This window comes from Methylobacterium aquaticum (assembly GCF_001043915.1).
Lineage (GTDB): Bacteria > Pseudomonadota > Alphaproteobacteria > Rhizobiales > Beijerinckiaceae > Methylobacterium > Methylobacterium aquaticum.
Map to the genome: position 1 here is coordinate 20,255 of NZ_LABX01000122.1, position 17,656 is coordinate 37,910.

Genomic DNA, 17,656 nt, shown 5'->3' on the forward strand with positions numbered 1-17,656 from the left:
GTCGATCGGTCTCCCTGATGCCCGGGCAACCAGCCTATACCGGGCGACGCGGCGGGGCGACCCGGATCCCAGCCCCAAATCGATGGGACGAGCGATGAGCGACGCGGAATTCGGCATGCGGCCGGGCGAGGAGAGCGTGGACCTGCCGCCGGCCTTCGATGCCGGGCTCTACTTCGTCGGCCGGGTGCGGACACCCTGGACCGAGCGGGCGGAATGCCCGCGCAACTCCGCGCAGTCGGACGCGGTCTGCACCCTGGAGGTCGATCCCCTGTTCGCCCCGGCCTTGCGGAGCCTCGACGGCACGTCCCACCTGATCGTGCTCTACTGGATGGACCGGGCGCCGCGGAACCTGGTGGCGCAGCAGCCCCGCCACGCCCCGGAACCCCGCGGCACCTTCGCGCTGCGCTCGCCGGCGCGCCCGAACCCGATCGCCGTTTCGGTGGTGGAGTTGCTCGGCATCGTGGGCGGAACGTTGCGGGTGCGTGGGCTCGACTGCCTCGACGGGACCCCGCTCCTCGACATCAAGCCCTACTTCGCCTCGACCGATGCCCGACCCCAGGCCCGGGTCGGCTGGCGCGAGGGAGAGGCGAGCGGAGCGGTCAGCGACCGCGAAAGCGGACGAGCCGTTCCTTGAGCCACGCCTTGGCGGCGTGCTGCTGCCGGGCCCGGGCGGCGAGGCGATCCGCCGCCGGCCCGCCGGGCGGCGAGACCACGATCTCACCGATGCGGACGCGCTCGGGATAGAGGTCGTCGAGCACCGCGCTTGCCAGGGTCGCCGAATCGAGCCGCTCGGCGAAGCGGGTCTCGTGCAGGACCCGGACGATCTCGGCCTCGAGCAGCACGCCGGGGGCGAGCGCGCGCAGATCCTCGTCGTAGGCGGTCTTGAGCAGGGTCGCGGTGCCGCCGCAGACCAGCGCGAGGCTCGCGGCGACCACTCGCCCGTCGAGGCGCAGCAGGTCGGCCCGCGCCGTCACCGGTCCGTCGCCGGCGCGAAACAGGGTCTTGGCAAAGCCCTCCGTCTCCGGCCGGCAGGCGAGCGCCGTGCCGGCCCGCCCCTTCCACCCGCGGCTTTCCAGGGTGAGGAACGCCGCGACCGCGCCCGCGAGATCCCCATCCGGCCCGACCGCCTCGACCGTGACGGCGCCGGCCTCGTCGAGGCGCCGCCGCCGCCGGCGCAGGTCCTTGAGCCGGCCCTTGTGGGGATGCGCCGTGAGGAATGCGTCGTGGCTCGGGCGCCGGTCGAGGACCGGGCGCAGGAAATCCGACACCTCCGCCCGGCCCCAGCCGTCCCGGTCGAGGGCGGCGAGGAGGGCGGACCCGTCCACCGGCAGGAGCGGCCACCACCAGGCATGCCCGAGCCCGCGCATCCCGGCGACAAGGGCCGCCAGGGCCGGGGCTCCCTCGGGGCCGGCGGCCACCAGGGGCGCCGTCACGGTGAGGTAGGGCGAGGCGAAGGGCCGGGCGATCCGGCCGAGTCCGAGGGGCCCGCGCCCGATCCGGAACGGCAGCAGCGCCAGAAGGTCGGGACCGGAGCGCACCGCGAGGCAGGGCAGGTCCGCCGGGGCGAGGCCGTGGTCGCGATGCGCCTCCAGCACGCGGCGCGCGTAATCCGGCGTCGGCGCCGCCGCCCGGGCGACGAGGGCGTCCCAGGCCCCGGGCTTCCGGCTCAGGGCGGCCAGGGTGGTGACCTCGCAGGCCGGGGCCCCCGTGACGGAGGGAGCCATGACGGCGGGGACCGGGATCGCGTGCGCGTTCATCGGGCAAAGGCCGGCGTGAGGAGACCGAGGCGGCGATGCGCCAGGAGCGCGAGGATTCCGCCCCGCCCGGCGGTCACCACGGCCGCCGCGAGGGCGGCGCCGATGAGGCCGAGGAGCGGCACCAGCGCCAGGGTGAGGATCACCGCGGCGACGAGGAGCCCGATCGTGACGGCGGCGCAGGCGCGCTCGGCCCCCAGCATGGTCAGGAGATCCTCCGCCGGGCCGAAGGCGGCGGCGAGGCCGTGGCCGGCGACAAGGAGGGCGAGGAGCGGCAGGGCGGCGCGGAAATCCGGCCCGAACAGGCCGAGGAGGAGAGGCCCCCCCGCCACCACGGCAAGGCCGGTCCCCAGCGTGGCGAGGAGCGTGAGCCGCGACCAGCGCCGGATGAGGGCTTCGAGCCCGGCCCGGTCGCCGCAGGCCTGCGCCTCGGCGAAGCGCTGGGCGGTGACCGAGGAGGCGGCGTACTGGACGAAGACGACGAATTGCAGCAGCCGCGTCGCCGCGAAATAGGCGCCGACCTCGGCCGGCGGCAGGAGGAAGCCGAGGACCAGCACGTCGACGAAGTTGAAGCCAGAGCCGGCAAGGTCGATCAGCGCCATCGGCAGGGCCGCCCGGAGCCAGTCGCGCCAGGGATACAGGGCCCGCGCGGCGGATCGCTCCGCCCAGAGCCGCCGCGCCAGGATCGCGGCCTGGACCGCCAGCGACAGGGCGGTGGCGGCAAGCGTGCAGGCGACGGCGATGGTGGCCTCGGCAGGGGCGCCGAACCCGACCGCCGCGAGCATCAGCACCATGATGAGGCCTTGACGCAGCAGGTAGGGCGGCGCCACGGCGAGCAGGGTCCAGTGGCGGCCCCGCGCCACGCCCTCGCAGAAATCCTGGAGGGCGAAGAGCGGCAGCACCAGGGCCGCCACGAGCAGCGGACCGGCATAGGCACCCGCGACGAGGCCAGGAACGAGCCAGAGGACAGCCGCGCCGAAGCCTGCCAGGAGCGCGGCGGCGGCCAGCGAGAACAGCGCCCCGAAGGCGAGGAAGCCGTGCTCCGGCCCCGTCATCCCTGTCGCCCGGTAGGTCGGCAGGAAGCGGCAGGCGGCCTGCGACAGGCCCCAGGTCGAGGCATGGCCGAGCAGCGCGGTCCAGACCCAGACCGTGGCGAAGATCCCGTATTCGTCGCCGCCCATCAGCCGGGCCATCAGCACCTGCGCCACGAAGGCACAGGCGGCGGCGGCGATCCGCACGCCGAACACCGCGAGCGCGGTGCCGGCGCCACCGCCGGCCTCCGCCTCGTCGAGAGTCGCCCCGGCCGCCATCCCGCCGCTCCGCTCGCGCCGCATGAGGCTTCCTGATAGCCGGCCGGGCTTGCGGGGGCGTTAAGTGGGCCGGATCAAATTCAGGCGCTTCCCGCCCCGCCCTCTCCCCTCGGCGGCAGGGCTGTCGGGGGAGAGGGGATTGTTCGCATCTCGCCTTTCACCGGACGGCCCTCGGCTTCACGGCGACCGTCGCCTTACGCGGCGTGCCGGCCCGCCTCCGCGCCGAAATGCCCGATATAGCGCTTGGCGATCGCCTCGACGGGCAGAACCACGAACACGTCGGTCGTGCCGAACTGGTAATCGACCACCGCGCCGTCGCCGAAAGTGGCGCCGACCCGGAGATAGCCCTTGATCAGGGGCGGCAGGGCATGGAGGGCGGCCTTGGGGTCGATCGCCTCGCGGCTGAGGCGGTCCATGGCGACGTGGCGGCCCGGCAGGGCGCGGGCGCGCCAGCCCTCGGGGGCGCGGGCGAAGTGGTGCAGGAAGCTCAGGGGCAGAGCCAGCCGGTCGGGATCGGTGCCCTCCAGGCTGGCGCAGCCGAGCATCGCGTCGATGCGGTGGTGCAGGACGTAGGTCCAGATGCCGTGCCAGAGCAGCTCGACCGTGCGCTTGGTGCGGTAGGGCTTGAGCACACAGGAGCGGCCGAGTTCCAGCATGCGCTTGCCGGCATTGGCCTCCAGCACCGGGCCGAGATCGTACTCGCCGGCGGTGTAGAAGCCGAAATGCCGGTCGGCCTGCTCCTGGCGCAGCAGCCGGTAGGTGCCGACGACCCGGGGCTTGGGCTTGCGGAAGGGCTTGGCTTCTTGGGCGTCGTGGTCGATCACCAGGAGGTGGTCGCAGACCGCGTCGTACTCGTCGGCATCGCGGCGCTTGAGCAGCGCCAGGCCGGTCGGGATCGCCGCCATCTCCTCGTAGAACACGCGGTAGCGCAGGCGCTGGGCCCGCTTGATCTCCTTTGGCGTCGTCGCGAGGCGCACCTCGAGGGAGCCGATGCGGCCGAGCACCGGGTCGAGTCCCGGGGTGGGAAAATGTTTCAGGCGCGGGAAGAGCCGCGACGGCTGGGCCAGCCCCTTGAGGTGGATGCCGCCCTCGGCGGCGCGGCCGAGCAGGCGCGTCAGGGGAATGCCGGGCGGAACATCGCGGCCAGCGCCGGCCGGGCCGCGGGTGAGAAACGGAACCATGATCGAGGCATCCCGTGCGGCGCCGACCGATCCGGCGCCCGAGGGGCGATCGCCCCACGCGGCGACAAAGACACCACGAAACCCCGCACGGGAATATGACAGGGGTTTACCAACGCCCACAAACGGTTGGCGGGGCGCTGCCGCCCCGCCGCCGGTCGGATCAGACGAACTGGCTCAGGCCCGGGATGGCGCCGACGATCGGGCCCATCACGTCCTCGCCGGCCTTCTCGCGGCCGTAGGCGAACAGCTCGCGGCCGAGCGGCTGCATCTGGCCCATCGGCACGCCGGCGGACATCAGCTTCTGGCCGAGCGCCATCACGCCGCCGCCCATCATGCCGCCAAGCATCCCCATCAGGCCGCCGCCGCCCTCGCCGGCACCCGCCTGGGCGATCGCCGCCTCGGCCCCCGGCATGGCGGCGATGAGCTGCCCGACCTCCTCGGCCGGGCCCTCCTTCTGGAGAAAGGCCAGGATGTGGCCGATCGCCGTCTGGGCCGTGGTCGCGTCCAGTCCCGTGGCCTGCGTCACCCGGGCAACAAGCTCTTCCATCGTGGTCTCCCGCACCGCTCGCGCATTTTTCCGACGAAGTGGATGCCGGTTCGTCGCAGAAAATGCGGCATGATCCATGACGGCCGAGCCGGATCGCTGGCGATCGGGCGCGGCCCTGAGCGCGACCTGCCGGCACGCCGCCGGGAGGTCTTCGGCGAAGGCCGGCGGGAAATCAAGGCAGGCGGCGAAACCGCGGAACCCGGCGTTGACAGACGGCGCCCATCCCCGTAACGGTGCCGTCTGGCGCGCGGGCTGCACGGTCCGCGCGCCGTCGCGTTCGCGGCGCCTCTGATGGGCTCCCGAACGTCAACTGTCAAAAAGACGACCCCGGCCAGCGCCGGAGGCCGGATGGAACACGGACGAGAACGATGTTCGCAGTGATCAAGACCGGCGGCAAGCAGTACCGCGTCGCCGCCAACGACGTCATCACGATCGAGAAGCTCGAGGGCGAGGCCGGCACCGCCGTCACCTTCGGCGAGGTGCTGCTGTTCACCGACGGCTCCGGCGCGACCCAGGTCGGCGCCCCGCTGGTCTCGGGCGTCAGCGTCGCCGGCGAGATCGTCAAGCAGGCCCGCGGCCCGAAGGTCATCGCCTTCAAGAAGCGCCGCCGCCAGAACTCGCGCCGCAAGCGCGGTCACCGCCAGGACCTCACCGTGGTCCGCGTCACGGGCATCAGCGCCGCGTAAAGCTGGCCGCGAGCCCTTTTTCCCAGAATTCAGGAGTTAGCCCCATGGCTCACAAGAAGGCAGGCGGTTCGTCCCGCAACGGTCGCGATTCGGCTGGTCGTCGTCTCGGCGTCAAGAAGTTCGGCAGCGAGGCCGTCGTTCCGGGCAACATTATCGTGCGTCAACGCGGCACCAAGTGGCATCCCGGCGTCAATGTCGGCATGGGCACCGACCACACCCTGTTCGCCCTCACCGCCGGCACCGTGCAATTCATGACGAAACGAGGCCGCGCCTTCGTAACGGTCGTCGCCAACGACGCCGCCCCGGCCCTGGAGGCCGCAGAGTAACCCGACGGAGCCAGTGACGAGGGAGCTCCGCCGGTGTCCCCACACCGACCCGGCGACTCCTGCTCATCTGAGGCCCTCAACGGCCAAGCTCCGAGCGAGATCACGAGGGGAAGGTGGGGCACCACCTTCCCCTTCGTCGTTCTCGTAACCGCGCCCGGGCGGGAGGCTCTGGGTTCGGATCGGAGTCAGGCGATGTTTCCCGACCTCACCCGCGACGATGTCTTCCGGCTCGAGACCCGGAGGCTGTGGCTGCGCTGGGCCCGCCAGGCCGATGCGCAAGCCCTCGTCCGCTTGGCCGGTGAGAAAGCCGTAGCCGGGATGACTGCCCGAATTCCGCATCCGCTCGATCCGCCCTCCGTGGACAGCTTCATCCTCGAGTCGCGGCGGGCCAACGCGGAGGGCCGCGCGCTCGTGATGGCGATCACGCCGCGGCGGCACCCGACCCAGGCGATCGGCATTGTCAGCATCGAGCCCGGTGCGGAGGGCGGCTCAGCCCAGCTCGGCTACTGGCTCGGCACGCCGCATTGGGGCCAGGGCCTCGCCACGGAAGCCGCGCGGGCGATGATCGACGCCTTCTTCGCCTATACGGCGGGGAACGAGCTGTTCTCCTCCGCCCGGGTGGTGAACCCGGCCTCGCGGCGGGTCCTGGAGAAGTGCGGCTTCGCCTCGGTCGGCTCCGGCCTCCAGGCTTTCCCGGCGCGCGGCGGCGTCTTCCCGGTCGACCGCTTCCGGCTCGACCGGCGGGCCTGGGACAGCCTAAAGACCTGGCACGCCGCGGGCCTCGTCTTCGAGCGTCACGAGCGGCCGGAATGCCGGGTCGGCGCCTGATCTGATACACTCCGGACGGCCGGGGCCTCTCCCCGGCCGTCCTCTGCATTCTGGAGTTTGTCCCGTGAAGTTCCTCGACGAGGCCAAGGTCTACGTCCGCTCGGGAGACGGCGGCGCCGGCTGCGTCTCGTTCCGGCGGGAGAAGTTCATCGAGTTCGGCGGGCCCGACGGCGGCGATGGCGGCCGGGGCGGCGACGTCTGGGTCGAGTGCGTCGAGGGGCTGAACACCCTGATCGACTACCGCTACCAGCAGCATTTCAAGGCCCGCAAGGGCGAGCACGGCTCGGGCCGCAACCGCGCCGGGGGCAAGGGCGAGGACGTGATCCTCAAGGTGCCGGCCGGCACCGAGATCCTGTCGGAGGACCGCGAGACCCTGATCGCCGACATGACCACGGTCGGCCAGCGGGTGCGGCTCGCCAAGGGCGGCAATGGCGGCTTCGGCAACGCCTATTTCACCACCTCGACCAACCGTGCCCCGCGCCACGCCAATCCGGGCCTGGAGGGCGAGGAGCACTGGCTCTGGCTGCGCCTCAAGCTCATCGCCGATGCGGGCCTCGTCGGGCTGCCCAATGCCGGCAAGTCGACCTTCCTCGCCACCGTCACGGCGGCCAAGCCCAAGATCGCCGATTATCCCTTCACCACCCTGCATCCGGGCCTCGGCGTGGTGCGGGTCGACACCCGCGAATTCGTGCTCGCCGACATCCCGGGCCTGATCGAGGGGGCGCATGAGGGCATCGGCCTCGGCGACAAGTTCCTGGCCCATGTCGAGCGCTGCCGGGTGCTGCTCCACCTCGTCGAGGGCACCAGCGAGGATGCCGGCGCCGCCTACCGGCTGGTCCGCACCGAGCTGGAAGCCTACGGCCAGGGCCTGGAGGAGAAGCCCGAGGTGGTGGCCCTGTCGAAGGCCGACACCCTCGACCCGGAGACCCTGGCGCTCCAGCTCGAGCGCCTGGAGGCCGAGACCGGCCACAGGCCCCTCGTCCTGTCCTCCGCCACGCGGCAGGGCGTGACGGAAGCCCTGCGTGCCCTGATGGCACGCATGGACGAAGCGGCGGCCGAGGCGCCGGTGGAGCGGGTGGCCTGGCAGCCGTGACGGCATGCGGGGTGACGCCGTCATCCCGGCGGGCTCGCCCGTCCTCTCACGGGGCCTCTCGGGCCCGGGTCGGGCGACGTCGACGCGCGGGCGTTGCGGGCCGATGACGACCTGTCGCCGATGGCGCGTGGCGTCACCCTGCGGTTCTTCGCCACCGCGATGGTCCCGACCCGGGGGTGATCGCCCTGCACGAGCGGCCCTTCGACGGGCCGATGGCCTCGAAGCCGGATTCCCTTGAGCGGGCCCGTCGCTTGCCGGTGGCGGGCACCCATGAGCGCAGCATCGGCGAGCCGGACCCCGCCCCGGGCGTAATACCGACGCTCGTTGGAAACGACCTTTGGTTCCGTTCTCGAGTTTTCGTCAAGACTCTGACTTGGCATCGAAAACTCGAGATGGGTCAACGGCCCGATGCGTCAGCATCTTGGGCCGTTGGTATTACGGCTCAGGACTTGTCGAAGCCGTAGAGCGCAGCCGGATTGTCGACGAGAATGCGGCGCCGGGCGGCCTCGCTCGGAGCCCATTCGGCCAGGAGGTCGAACAGGCCGGCATCGTCCGGCATGTGCCTTTCGCCGCGGTGAGGCCAGTCGCTGCCCCACACCATGCGCTCCGGCGCCGCTTGCGCGAACAGCGTCGCGACCTGGGTCGCGTCCGCGTAGGCCGGCGGGCCGCTCGTGGTGTTGAGGTAGGCGCCCGACAGCTTCATCCAGGTCCGTCCGCCGTCGAGGAGCTTCCGAACGACCGGGACGGCGCGATGGTCGCGACCCTGTCCGGGCAGGAGCCGGGCCAGGTGGTCGATGACGAGCGGGGTCGGCAGGCGCGCCAGCACCTCGGCATGGTCGGCGATCTGGTCGCCGGTCATGTAGACCTGGACGTGCCACCCGAGGGGGTGGACCTTGCGGGCCATCGCGTCCAGGCGCTCCGCCGTCGTGACGCCCCAGGATTGCGGGGTCACGAAATTGACCCGGATACCGACCGCGCCGCGGGCCGCCATGTCCTTCAGCTCGGCCTCGGTGATGTCGCGATCGACGACCACGACGGCGCGGGCGGAGGTTCCGAGCTGCGCCATCCCGTCGAGGGTGGCGCGGTTGTCGATGCCGTAGGTCGACGGGGTCACCACGACCGTGCGGCTCGTGCCGATCCGCTGCTGGAACAGCCGGTAGGCCGCGACGTCGCTGTCGACGACCGGCTGGCCTTTCCAGTGCGGCGAGGCGGGAAAGCGCGTCGAGAAGATGTGGATGTGCGAGTCGCAGGCCAGCGGCGGCACCTCGGTCTTCGGCCGCTCGGTGCCGGACGAGAACGGAACGGCGGTCTGGGCGAGGGCATCGCCGATGGGCAAGGCGGCGGCGGCAACAGCGCCGGCGGCTTTCAGCATATCTCGGCGCGATGGAGTGTGAACAACCGTCGTGATGAATTTCCTCTCGTATTCTTCTGTTTTGATTTATTATACAGAGATTTTCATACTCTCCGACGGCATGTCTGTCCGGGAGAGCTTGGGTGCAAGCAAGAGCGCGGGGTCTCTCCTCTCTCCGCGGGCGGGGAGAGGCTGAGCTCCGAAGCGGCTCAGGGAGCCCGCAGGGCAAGCGTGAGGGGGGCTTCCGGAAGACTCTTACCCGTCGAGCCCCCCGCACCCTCGCTCCGGCTGCGCCTCCGCTTGCTGCGTTCCCCGAACGGGAACACAGCCCTCTCCCCGCCCCGGGGAGAGGGGAAGGGCGGCGATTGCCCGTTGTCGTGCGGCATCATCGGAAAGCCGGTCAGAAGCCGTAGAGCCGGGCCGGGTTCGCGACGAGGATCCTGGATTGCACGGCCGGATCGGGCGCCCACTCCGCCAGGAGGTCGAGGAGGCCGGCATCGTCCGGCTTGCCGTCGGCCGGCGAGGTCGGGTGCGGCCAGTCGGAGCCCCAGACCAGCCGCTCGGGCGCGAGCGCGACATAGGCGCGGGCGAGCCGGCCGCGATCGGCGTAAGACGGCGGGCCGGATTTCGACAGGATGTAGGCGCCGGTGAGCTTCACCCAGGCGCCGCGGGTGGCGATCAGGTCGGCGATCACCCGGAACCCCGGATGGTCGGGCCCGGCGGGCTCGGGCAGGTGGCCCATATGGTCGAACACCACCGGGACGGGCAGGCGCTCCAGCACCTCCCTCAATGCGACGATCTTCTCGCCCTCGGAGACGAGCTGGATGTGCCAGCCGAGATCGGCGATCTTGCGGGCGACCGGTTCGAGATCGGTGATCGGGGCGCCGCCGGGCAGCCGCGTGCCGAAGCGCACGCCGCGGATGCCGGCCGCGTCGAGGCGGCGCAGTTCGTCCGGCGTGACGTTCGCGTCGAGCATCGCGACGCCGCGGGCATTCGGCCCGAAGGCTTTCAGCGAGTCCACCAGCAGCCGGTTGTCGGAGCCGTAGGTCGAGGGCTGCACCACGACGTTGCGGACGAGGCCGAGCCGGCGCTGCAAGCCCTTGTAATCCTCGACGCTCGCATCCGGCGGCCGCAGGGTCGCGGCGGGCGCCGGGGGGAAGCGGGCGTCGTAGATGTGGTGGTGGCAGTCGGTGGCGTTCGCCGGGACGGTGATCCGGGGGGTGTCGGTGCCGCCGGACCAGCGCACCGCCTGGGCGGCGGCCGGGCCGCTGCCGCCGGCGAATCCGGCCGCCACGGAGCCGGTCACCAGGAGCGCGAGGTGGTCGCGCCGCGTCATCGTGCTCATCGGCAATCTCAGGCGTGGGAGAAGAGGGGCTGGCCGGGAGCCGGCATCGCCGCCGCCAGGATGCTGCCGGTGGCGGATTCGGTGATGAACAGGGTTGTTCGGTCGGGCCCGCCATACGCGACGTTGGTGGTCGAGAGGCCGGCTGGCGACCGCACCCGCAGCAACGGCTCGGCCACGGGTGACAGGCGCCAGATCGAGCCGAAGCCCGTATGGGCGACGACCAGGCAGCCTTCCTCGTCCAGCGCGATGCCGTCCGGCCCGCCCAGCCCGCCATGGAGCTGCGCGAACACCCCGACCTTCGACACCAGGCCGCTGGCGTTCAGCGGGATGCGCCAGATCTGCTGCGCCCGGGTCACCGCGACGAACAGGGTCTTCATCGCGGTGTCGACCACGATGCCGTTGGGGCTCGGCACGGTGTCGATGAGGCAGGTCAGCTCGCCGGAGGGACGGAGGCGGTAGACCCGGCCGGTCGGGTCCTGCAAGCCGGTCTGGCCCTGGTCGGTGAAGTAGAGGTCGCCGTTGCCCGCGAAGGTGAGGTCGTTGACGCCCCGGAACCCCTCCGAGCCGGCGGTCTCGAGGAAGGGCGTCACCGACCCGCTGTCGGGATCGAGCCGCATGATCCCGTTTTTGTAGCAGGTGATGAAGATCCGCCCGTCGCGGTGGATCTTCAGTCCGTTCGGCCAGCCGTCATACTCGGCGACGAGGTCCCAGGTCCCGTCGGGTGCGATCCGGAAGATGCGGCCATGCGGGATGTCGGTGACGTAGAGCCGGCCCTGGCGATCGAAGACCGGTCCTTCGAGGAACGAATCGATCGCCTCGCCGCCCCGGTTGGCGTTGGCCCAGGCGGTGGGCTTTCGCGTGCGGTAGCGATCGGGGAGGCGGGTGAAGATCTCGGCCGTGACAGTCGGCGGGGGAGAGAAGTACATCGGGCGCCTCGAAGGGTTGAGTTCGCGCGGTCAGGCCGGCACCGCCCGGGCCTGCACGATGCGGGCATGCGAGCGGCTGATCATCACGACGCTGAGGGCGGCGGCGGCGTCGAGGAGCGCCACCGGGAGCAGGCCAAGGGCGAAGCTCCCGGTCGCGGTCTTCACCAGGCCGACGACGTTTACCATCAGGCCGCCGCCGATCAGGTTGGCGATGGCGTTGATGCCGGCCAACCCCGCCGCCAGGGTGCCGGCCGAGAGCCAGCCGGCCGACAAAGCCCAGAACGGACCCTTGAAGGCGTAGGCGCCGACGAGCGCGAAGGTGACCGCCACGATCGTCATCGTGATGCCGCCCGCGAGGTTGAGGGAGGCGAGGCCGAAGCCGGCGAGCAGGAGCGGGATCGCGGTGTGCCAGGTGCGCTCGGCCCGGCGGTCCGAGTGGCGGCCCCACAGGATCATCAGCACCGTGGCGATGCCGTAGGGCACCGAGTTGACGAAGCCGGTCTGGAGATTGGTGAGCCCGAACGACTTGATGATCTGCGGCTGCCACACCGAGAGCGTGCTGCCGGTGGCCGAGGCCCCGGCGCAGACGAGCGCCATGGTGAGGAAGTACTTGTTGCGCATCAGGCCCCAGAGCGAGATGTGGCCGACCGGGGTCTTGCCCGCCGCCTCCTCGGCGAGGCGGGAGACCAGCCAGTCGCGCTGCGCGGGCGCGAGCCAGGTCGCGTCCTTCGGCTTGTCGGTCAGCACGAACAGGCAGGCGATGCCCAAGAGCACGGTCGGCAGGCCTTCCAGCACGAACAGCCACTGCCAGCCCTTGAGGCCAAGCCAGCCGTGCAATTCGAGGAGCGAGACCGAGAGCGGCGAGCCCAGGAAGGTGGCGAGCGGGATCGAGACCGTGAAGGTGGCGAGCACCCGCGCCCGGTACCGGCCCGGCAGCCAGTAGGTGAGATAGAGGATCGCGCCGGGGAAGAACCCGGCCTCCGCCGCCCCCAGGATGAACCGCATGGCGTAGAGCGAATGCGGCCCGGTCACCAGGGCCATGCCCATGGTGACCAGGCCCCAGGTGATCATGATCCGGGCGATCCAGCGCCGGGCGCCGACACGCTGGAGCGCCAGGTTGCTCGGCACCTCGACCAGGAAGTACGAGACGAAGAACAGGCTCGCGGCGAAGCCGAACATCGCCGGGGTCAGCCCGAGATCCTGGTTCATCTGGAGGGCGGCGAAGCCCACATTCACCCGGTCGAGCAGGGCGAAGAAGTAGCAGACCATCAGGAACGGCACGAGCCGGAGGATCACCCGGCGCATGGTCGTTGCCTCCAAGGTCTGCGGATCGTCGATGGTGGCGCTCACGTCCGGTCCTCCCGATTCTTGGTTTCGTGCGTCGTTCAGAGGCCTTCGCAGCCGGCTTTCTCGAGCTCGCGCTCGACCCAGGACCGGTCGACGGTGCCGGCCTTGATCGCCACCATGGTCTTGGCCTCGCCCTGCTGCTTCTTGTCGGCCGCGGCGAAGACCTTTTCCGTGAGGTCATACGGCACGCAGACGAAGCCATCGTCGTCACCGACGATCAGGTCGCCCGGCTCGATCACCATCCCGTCGATGGCGATCGTGCAGTTCACCTCGCCAGGACCGCTCTTGTACGGCCCGCGATGGGTCACGCCGGCGGCGAAGACCGGAAAAGAGTTCGCCTTGATCCAACCGAAGTCGCGGACGGCGCCGTTGACGATCACGCCCGCGCAGCCGACCTGCTGAGCATGCGAAAGCATGAGCTCGCCGAGGATCGCGTTGGTCAGGTCGCCGCCTGCGTCGACGACGATGACGTCGCCCGGCTTCACGCGGTTGAGGGCGGCATGGACCATCAGGTTGTCGCCCGGACGCGCCTTGACGGTCAGTGCGACGCCGCAGAGCACGCCGCCGGCATGCATCGGGCGAAGCCGCGGCCCGCCATGGACCATCCGGCTCATCGAATCGCTGATATTGGCGACCGCGATCGCCTTGAATTTTTCGACGATGGCGGCGTCGACGGTGCGGGTGCGGGGGTGGATCTTGAAGCCGATGGGCATGGCGGTGTTCCTGAGTTGAGAGGACTGCTTGGCTCAAGGGATCTGAGAACAAACCCGTCATTCCGGGGCCACGCAGCGGAGCCCGGAATCCAGACACTCAGATCTTTCAGGAAAACGCGGCTAGCGTTTAGCTGAATTCGGCACACGAGGCGGTTCTGGATTCCGGGCTCCGCTGCGCAGACCCGGCATGACCAGGAGTGTGTGAGTTCTGTCGGCGGAGAACTGGACCTGAACCGTTCGAAATCAGTTTGGCTTCACCGCCGTCAACCCCGCCTTCTCGGCCATCGCATCCAGCGCCTCCTGGTAGGTGGCCGGCACGACGCCCTTGAAATGGTCCTTGAGCCCCAGGCTGTCCTTCCAGCGCAGGCGCTGGGCAATGGCCCGGGCCATGATCGGCTCGACACCGGAATCGGCGACCGCCTCGGCCGACATCTCCAGCTCCTCGGCCCGGCGCTTGGCGTGGATGACGCCGGACGGGGTCAGGCTCTGGACCGTGTCCATCCAGGGCCGGGCCAGGGTCTTCGAGGCGGAGGCGAGCACGACCTCGTCGATGCCGTATTGCCGGGCGGCGAGCAGCATCTCGTCATGCAGGGCCTCGATGCCCTTGATGAGGACCGAGCGCAGGATCTTGATGCCCGACGCCGTGCCGAGGGCCGGACCCATGAAGGCGATCTGCATCCCCCAGGGCACCAGCAGGTCGCGGACGCGCTCGCCGGCCGGCCCGCTCGACAGCATCCGCATGGCGTAGCCGTGAAGCGGCGTCCCCTCGATCGCGCCGTCGCCGAGGAGCGCGCCGGTGGCCGACAGCCGCTCGGCGACGCCCTGCTTCACCTTCGGGGTGGCGGAGGCGAAGTCGAGGAAGGTGTGGCGGCCCGTCAGCACCGGCGCGAAAGCCTCGGCACTCTCGAGCGAGGCCGCACCCGGCGTCACGCTCACGATCAGGTCGGCGGCCTCGGCGAGGTCCGCGTTCGAGCGCACCAGGGTGACCCCGGCCTCCCGCGCCCGGCCCTGGATCAGGTCGGCATAGGGCCCGTCGAAGGCGTATTTGTCGTAGCAGGCGATGCTCGACAGGCCGGCGCCGCGCAGACCCGCCCCGAGGGTGCTGCCGATCTCGCCGTAGCCGACGAGGCCGAACCGGAATTGCGTGCGCTCGGTCACGACGGGCTCTTGCATGATGGGCTCCTTGATGTCGGGGTCAGTGCGCCGCTTGCCTGAGGCGGGGCGCGGGGATCGTGGCCGCGAGGTGATCGCGCAGGATCTCGACCGGGTGCGGCAGCCGCACGCCGTCGATGAGTTTGGCTTGCGAGCGGCAGGAATAGCCGTCGGCGAGGAGGCGGCCGGTCCGGCCCATCGACGCCACGGGCCTCGCCCAGCTGAGGCCGTAGATGCGCTCGGAGGTCGCCCGGTTCTCGGCCTCGTGGCCGTAGGTGCCGGCCATGCCGCAGCAGCCCGAGGGCAGGACCGCCAGGGGAAGACCGAGGGACCGGAAGACGTGGACCCACGCCGCCACGGCGGCTTGCGCCGTCGCCCGCTCGGTGCAGTGCGGCAGCAGCCAGTAGGGTTCGCCGTCCGGGTCCGCTGCGCGAGGATCGAGGCGCGCGGCGAGCCATTCCTGGACGAGCCGCACCTGCGGCAGGTCGCGCCCCGGCAATGCCTGCTTGTACTCGGAGCGGTAGCTGAGCGTCATCGACGGATCGAGGCCGATGAGGGGCACGCCGGTCGCGGCGAGGCGGCCGAGACTTTCTGCGTTCCGGGCGGCGACCCGCGCGAAGCGGCCGAGGAAGCCGTGGACATGCAATGGCTTGCCGTTCGGGCGGAAGGGCGCGAGCCAGGGCCGGATCCTCAAGCCGATCAGCAGGTCGAGGAGGGCCAGCAGGACCGGCGTGTCGTAGTGGCTGGTGAAGGCATCCTGCACCACGACGACGTGTGAGCGCCGCTCGGCCGGCGGGAGCCGCGCCAGCACGTCCGCCTCGGCCAGGGCCACGCCGCGCCGTGCCATCTCCCGCCCGAGATCGAGCCCCGACAGGGTCGGCGCGTGGACGAGACCGACCGCCCTCCCCGCCCCCAGCCTCGTCGCGGCGTTGACGAGACGGGGGGCCCGGGCAAGCCAGGGGGCCAGCGGCTCCAAAGCGGCGATCGCGTGGTGGCGGAGCGGCCGCAGGTAGCGGCCGTGATAGAGTTCCAAAAACTTCGCCCGGAAAGTCGGGACGTCGACCTTGATCGGGCAGAGGCCGGTGCAGGACTTGCAGGCGAGGCACCCGGCCATCGCCTCGTGCACCTCGTGCGAGAAGTCGTCGTCCCGCCGTCGCAGGGTCGCAGCGAGGCGGGCCGGAAAAGCGAGCCAGCCCGGACGCGCCCTGAGCGCGCGCGCCTCCGCCAGCGGGTCGATCCCCTGGGCGGCGAGCCGCCGCAGCCACTCGCGCATCAGTTGGGCGCGGCCCTTGGGCGAGTGCCGGCGGGCGCGCGTGCCCTTCCAGGACGGGCACATCGCCTCGTCCGGGTCCCAGGAATAGCAGGCGCCGTTGCCGTTGCAGTGCAGCGCCTCGTCGTAGGCAGCCCGCAAAGCGGCCGGGATCGCTCGGTCGTGGCTGCCCTTGGTCGGCACGCCGTCGATGGTGAGGAGCGCGCCGCCGTCAGGCGCCGCGATTTTCCCCGGGTTGAACTGGTTCCTCGGGTCGAAGGCGGCCTTCACCGCCTGGAGCGCCGGGTAGAGCGGGCCGAAGAACCGGGGCGAGAACTCGGAGCGGACGCCCTTGCCGTGCTCGCCCCAGAGCAGGCCGCCGTATCTCTGCGTCAGCGCGACGACCTCCTCGGTCACCGCGCGCACCAGGCGTTCCGCGCCCGGCGCCTTCATGTCGATCGCCGGCCGGACATGCAGCACCCCGGCATCGACGTGGCCGAACATGCCGTAATCGAGGCCGTGGCCGTCGAGGACGGCCCGGAACGCGGCGATGAAGTCGGCGAGGTTCTCGGGCGGGACCGCCGTATCCTCCACGAAGGCGACCGGGCGCGCCTCGCCGGTCCGGTTGCCGAGAAGGCCGACCGCCTTCTTGCGCATGGTCCAGATCCGGCCGATCTCGGCCTCGCCCCGCGCCACCGTGTAGCCGCGCCGTCCGGTCGCCGGCCCAGCCGCGTCCAGCATCGCCGTGAGGCGGGCCAGGGCCCCTGCCACCGCCGCCTCGCTGTCGCCGACGAACTCGACGAGGTTGACGCCGCGCGCCCGCTCGCCCGCATCCTCGGGGAAGAAGGCGGCGACGCCGTCCCAGACCGGATCGCCCTGGGCGAGCGCCAGCACCGTCGAATCGACCGTCTCGATCGAGGCCGGCGCGAGATCGGCGAGCGCCCGCGCGTCACGCAAGGCCGCATCGAAGCCGGCATAGCGCAGGACGACCAGGGCCGCGTGGCTCGGCAGCGGCAGGACCGCAAGCGTGGCTTCCGCCAGGAAGCCCAGCGTGCCCTCCGAGCCGCACAGGACCGCATTGAGGTCGAACAGCCCGTCGGCGCGCCGCAGATGCGCGAGGTCGTAGCCGGTGAGGCAGCGGTTGAGCGGCGGGAACCGCTCGGCGATCAGCGCCGCATTCTCGCGCTGGATCCGGTCGATCTCGCGGTGGATGGCCCCGGCCCGGTCGTCCCGCGCCTGTACCGCCGCGAGCCCGGCCGCGTCGAGGGGTTCCGAGTGCCAGACCGTGCCGTCGGAGAGGATCGTGGTCAGCGCCCGCACGTGGTCGCGGGTCTTGCCGTAGAGGCACGAGCCCTGGCCGCTCGCGTCGGTCGCGATCATGCCGCCGATCGTGGCGCGGTTCGAGGTCGAGAGTTCCGGGGCGAAGAACAGCCCGTGGGGCTTGAGCGCCGCGTTGAGCTGGTCCTTCACCACGCCGGCCTCGACCCGGACCGTGCGGGTCTGCGGGTCGATCGCCAGGATGCGGTTCATGTGCCGCGACAGGTCGACCACGAGGCCGTCGGTGAGGGACTGGCCGTTGGTGCCGGTGCCGCCGCCGCGGGGCGCGATCCGCATCTGCGCGAAGCGGTCCTCGGACAACAGCCTCGCAATCCGCACGAGGTCGTCGCGATCGCGCGGGAAGGCCACCGCCTGCGGGGTGAGCTGATAGATCGAGTTGTCGGTCGCCAGCACGGTCCGGTCGGCGCGCGACAGGGAGAGATCGCCGGCAAAGCCCCGCGCCCGCAATTCGGCGCAGAAGGCCGCGTGGAGCGGTGCCGTCTCGGCGTCGGAAGGGAGGCGCGGGATCAT

General features: G+C 71.2%; 16 protein-coding genes. 5 read left to right on the plus strand and 11 right to left on the minus strand.

Annotated features, from left to right (window positions below; all coding sequences use genetic code 11):
* The first annotated feature begins 94 nt into the window (after positions 1-94).
* Positions 95-634, plus strand: a complete 540-nt coding sequence (gene tsaA / locus VP06_RS16365) for a tRNA (N6-threonylcarbamoyladenosine(37)-N6)-methyltransferase TrmO (protein WP_048464846.1) — start codon at positions 95-97, stop codon at positions 632-634.
* On the opposite strand, the gene VP06_RS16370 is transcribed toward tsaA, so the two are convergent.
* The 4 genes from VP06_RS16370 to VP06_RS16385 all read right to left on the minus strand — a co-directional run bounded on the left by VP06_RS16370 (position 600) and on the right by VP06_RS16385 (position 4,792).
* Positions 600-1,724: a GNAT family N-acetyltransferase gene (locus VP06_RS16370; RefSeq protein ID WP_048464847.1), complete on the minus strand. Its 1,125-nt coding sequence runs from the start codon at positions 1,722-1,724 to the stop codon at positions 600-602. The genes tsaA and VP06_RS16370 overlap by 35 nt on opposite strands.
* 29 nt (positions 1,725-1,753) lie before the next feature.
* The gene (locus VP06_RS16375; protein ID WP_048464869.1) at positions 1,754-3,064 is read right to left on the minus strand and encodes a lipopolysaccharide biosynthesis protein; all 1,311 of its coding nucleotides are present in this window, start codon (positions 3,062-3,064) and stop codon (positions 1,754-1,756) included.
* A 194-nt stretch (positions 3,065-3,258) separates the two neighbouring features.
* Positions 3,259-4,245: a l-ornithine N(alpha)-acyltransferase gene (gene olsB, locus VP06_RS16380; protein WP_048464848.1), complete on the minus strand. Its 987-nt coding sequence runs from the start codon at positions 4,243-4,245 to the stop codon at positions 3,259-3,261.
* Positions 4,246-4,405: 160 nt separating this feature from the next.
* Positions 4,406-4,792, minus strand: coding sequence for a DUF2267 domain-containing protein (locus tag VP06_RS16385; protein WP_048464849.1), 387 nt, complete (start codon positions 4,790-4,792; stop codon positions 4,406-4,408).
* A 368-nt stretch (positions 4,793-5,160) separates the two neighbouring features.
* On the opposite strand from VP06_RS16385, the gene rplU reads away from it, so the two are divergent.
* The 4 genes from rplU (at position 5,161) to obgE (ending at position 7,725) form a co-directional block, all read left to right on the plus strand.
* Positions 5,161-5,478, plus strand: a complete 318-nt coding sequence (gene rplU, locus VP06_RS16390) for a 50S ribosomal protein L21 (protein WP_048449052.1) — start codon at positions 5,161-5,163, stop codon at positions 5,476-5,478.
* 44 nt (positions 5,479-5,522) lie between these two features.
* Positions 5,523-5,804, plus strand: coding sequence for a 50S ribosomal protein L27 (rpmA, locus tag VP06_RS16395; RefSeq protein WP_048464850.1), 282 nt, complete (start codon positions 5,523-5,525; stop codon positions 5,802-5,804).
* A gap of 192 nt (positions 5,805-5,996) precedes the next feature.
* Positions 5,997-6,632 carry a GNAT family N-acetyltransferase gene (locus tag VP06_RS16400; protein ID WP_048464851.1) on the plus strand — a complete coding sequence of 212 codons (636 nt, stop codon included), beginning with the start codon at positions 5,997-5,999 and terminating at the stop codon, positions 6,630-6,632.
* A gap of 64 nt (positions 6,633-6,696) precedes the next feature.
* Entirely contained in the window at positions 6,697-7,725 is a 1,029-nt protein-coding gene (gene obgE / locus VP06_RS16405) for a GTPase ObgE (protein WP_048464852.1), read from the plus strand.
* A gap of 442 nt (positions 7,726-8,167) precedes the next feature.
* Here the strand turns inward: obgE and VP06_RS16410 are convergent, their stop codons facing one another.
* From VP06_RS16410 to ydiJ, 7 genes are all read right to left on the minus strand, one after another.
* Positions 8,168-9,163 (minus strand): amidohydrolase family protein, encoded by a 996-nt coding sequence (locus VP06_RS16410; RefSeq protein WP_342586826.1) that lies wholly within the window; start codon positions 9,161-9,163, stop codon positions 8,168-8,170.
* A gap of 313 nt (positions 9,164-9,476) precedes the next feature.
* On the minus strand, positions 9,477-10,421 hold the full coding sequence (locus tag VP06_RS16415) for an amidohydrolase family protein (RefSeq protein WP_048464854.1): 945 nt from the start codon (positions 10,419-10,421) through the stop codon (positions 9,477-9,479).
* A gap of 8 nt (positions 10,422-10,429) precedes the next feature.
* Positions 10,430-11,347 carry an SMP-30/gluconolactonase/LRE family protein gene (locus VP06_RS16420; RefSeq protein ID WP_048464855.1) on the minus strand — a complete coding sequence of 306 codons (918 nt, stop codon included), beginning with the start codon at positions 11,345-11,347 and terminating at the stop codon, positions 10,430-10,432.
* Positions 11,348-11,377: 30 nt separating this feature from the next.
* Positions 11,378-12,652 carry an MFS transporter gene (locus tag VP06_RS16425; RefSeq protein ID WP_048464870.1) on the minus strand — a complete coding sequence of 425 codons (1,275 nt, stop codon included), beginning with the start codon at positions 12,650-12,652 and terminating at the stop codon, positions 11,378-11,380.
* An 80-nt stretch (positions 12,653-12,732) separates the two neighbouring features.
* Positions 12,733-13,407, minus strand: a complete 675-nt coding sequence (locus VP06_RS16430; RefSeq protein WP_048464856.1) for an RraA family protein — start codon at positions 13,405-13,407, stop codon at positions 12,733-12,735.
* A 243-nt stretch (positions 13,408-13,650) separates the two neighbouring features.
* Positions 13,651-14,565 (minus strand): DUF1932 domain-containing protein, encoded by a 915-nt coding sequence (locus VP06_RS16435; RefSeq protein WP_048464871.1) that lies wholly within the window; start codon positions 14,563-14,565, stop codon positions 13,651-13,653.
* Positions 14,566-14,602: 37 nt separating this feature from the next.
* The gene (ydiJ, locus tag VP06_RS16440; RefSeq protein ID WP_048464857.1) at positions 14,603-17,656 is read right to left on the minus strand and encodes a D-2-hydroxyglutarate dehydrogenase YdiJ; all 3,054 of its coding nucleotides are present in this window, start codon (positions 17,654-17,656) and stop codon (positions 14,603-14,605) included.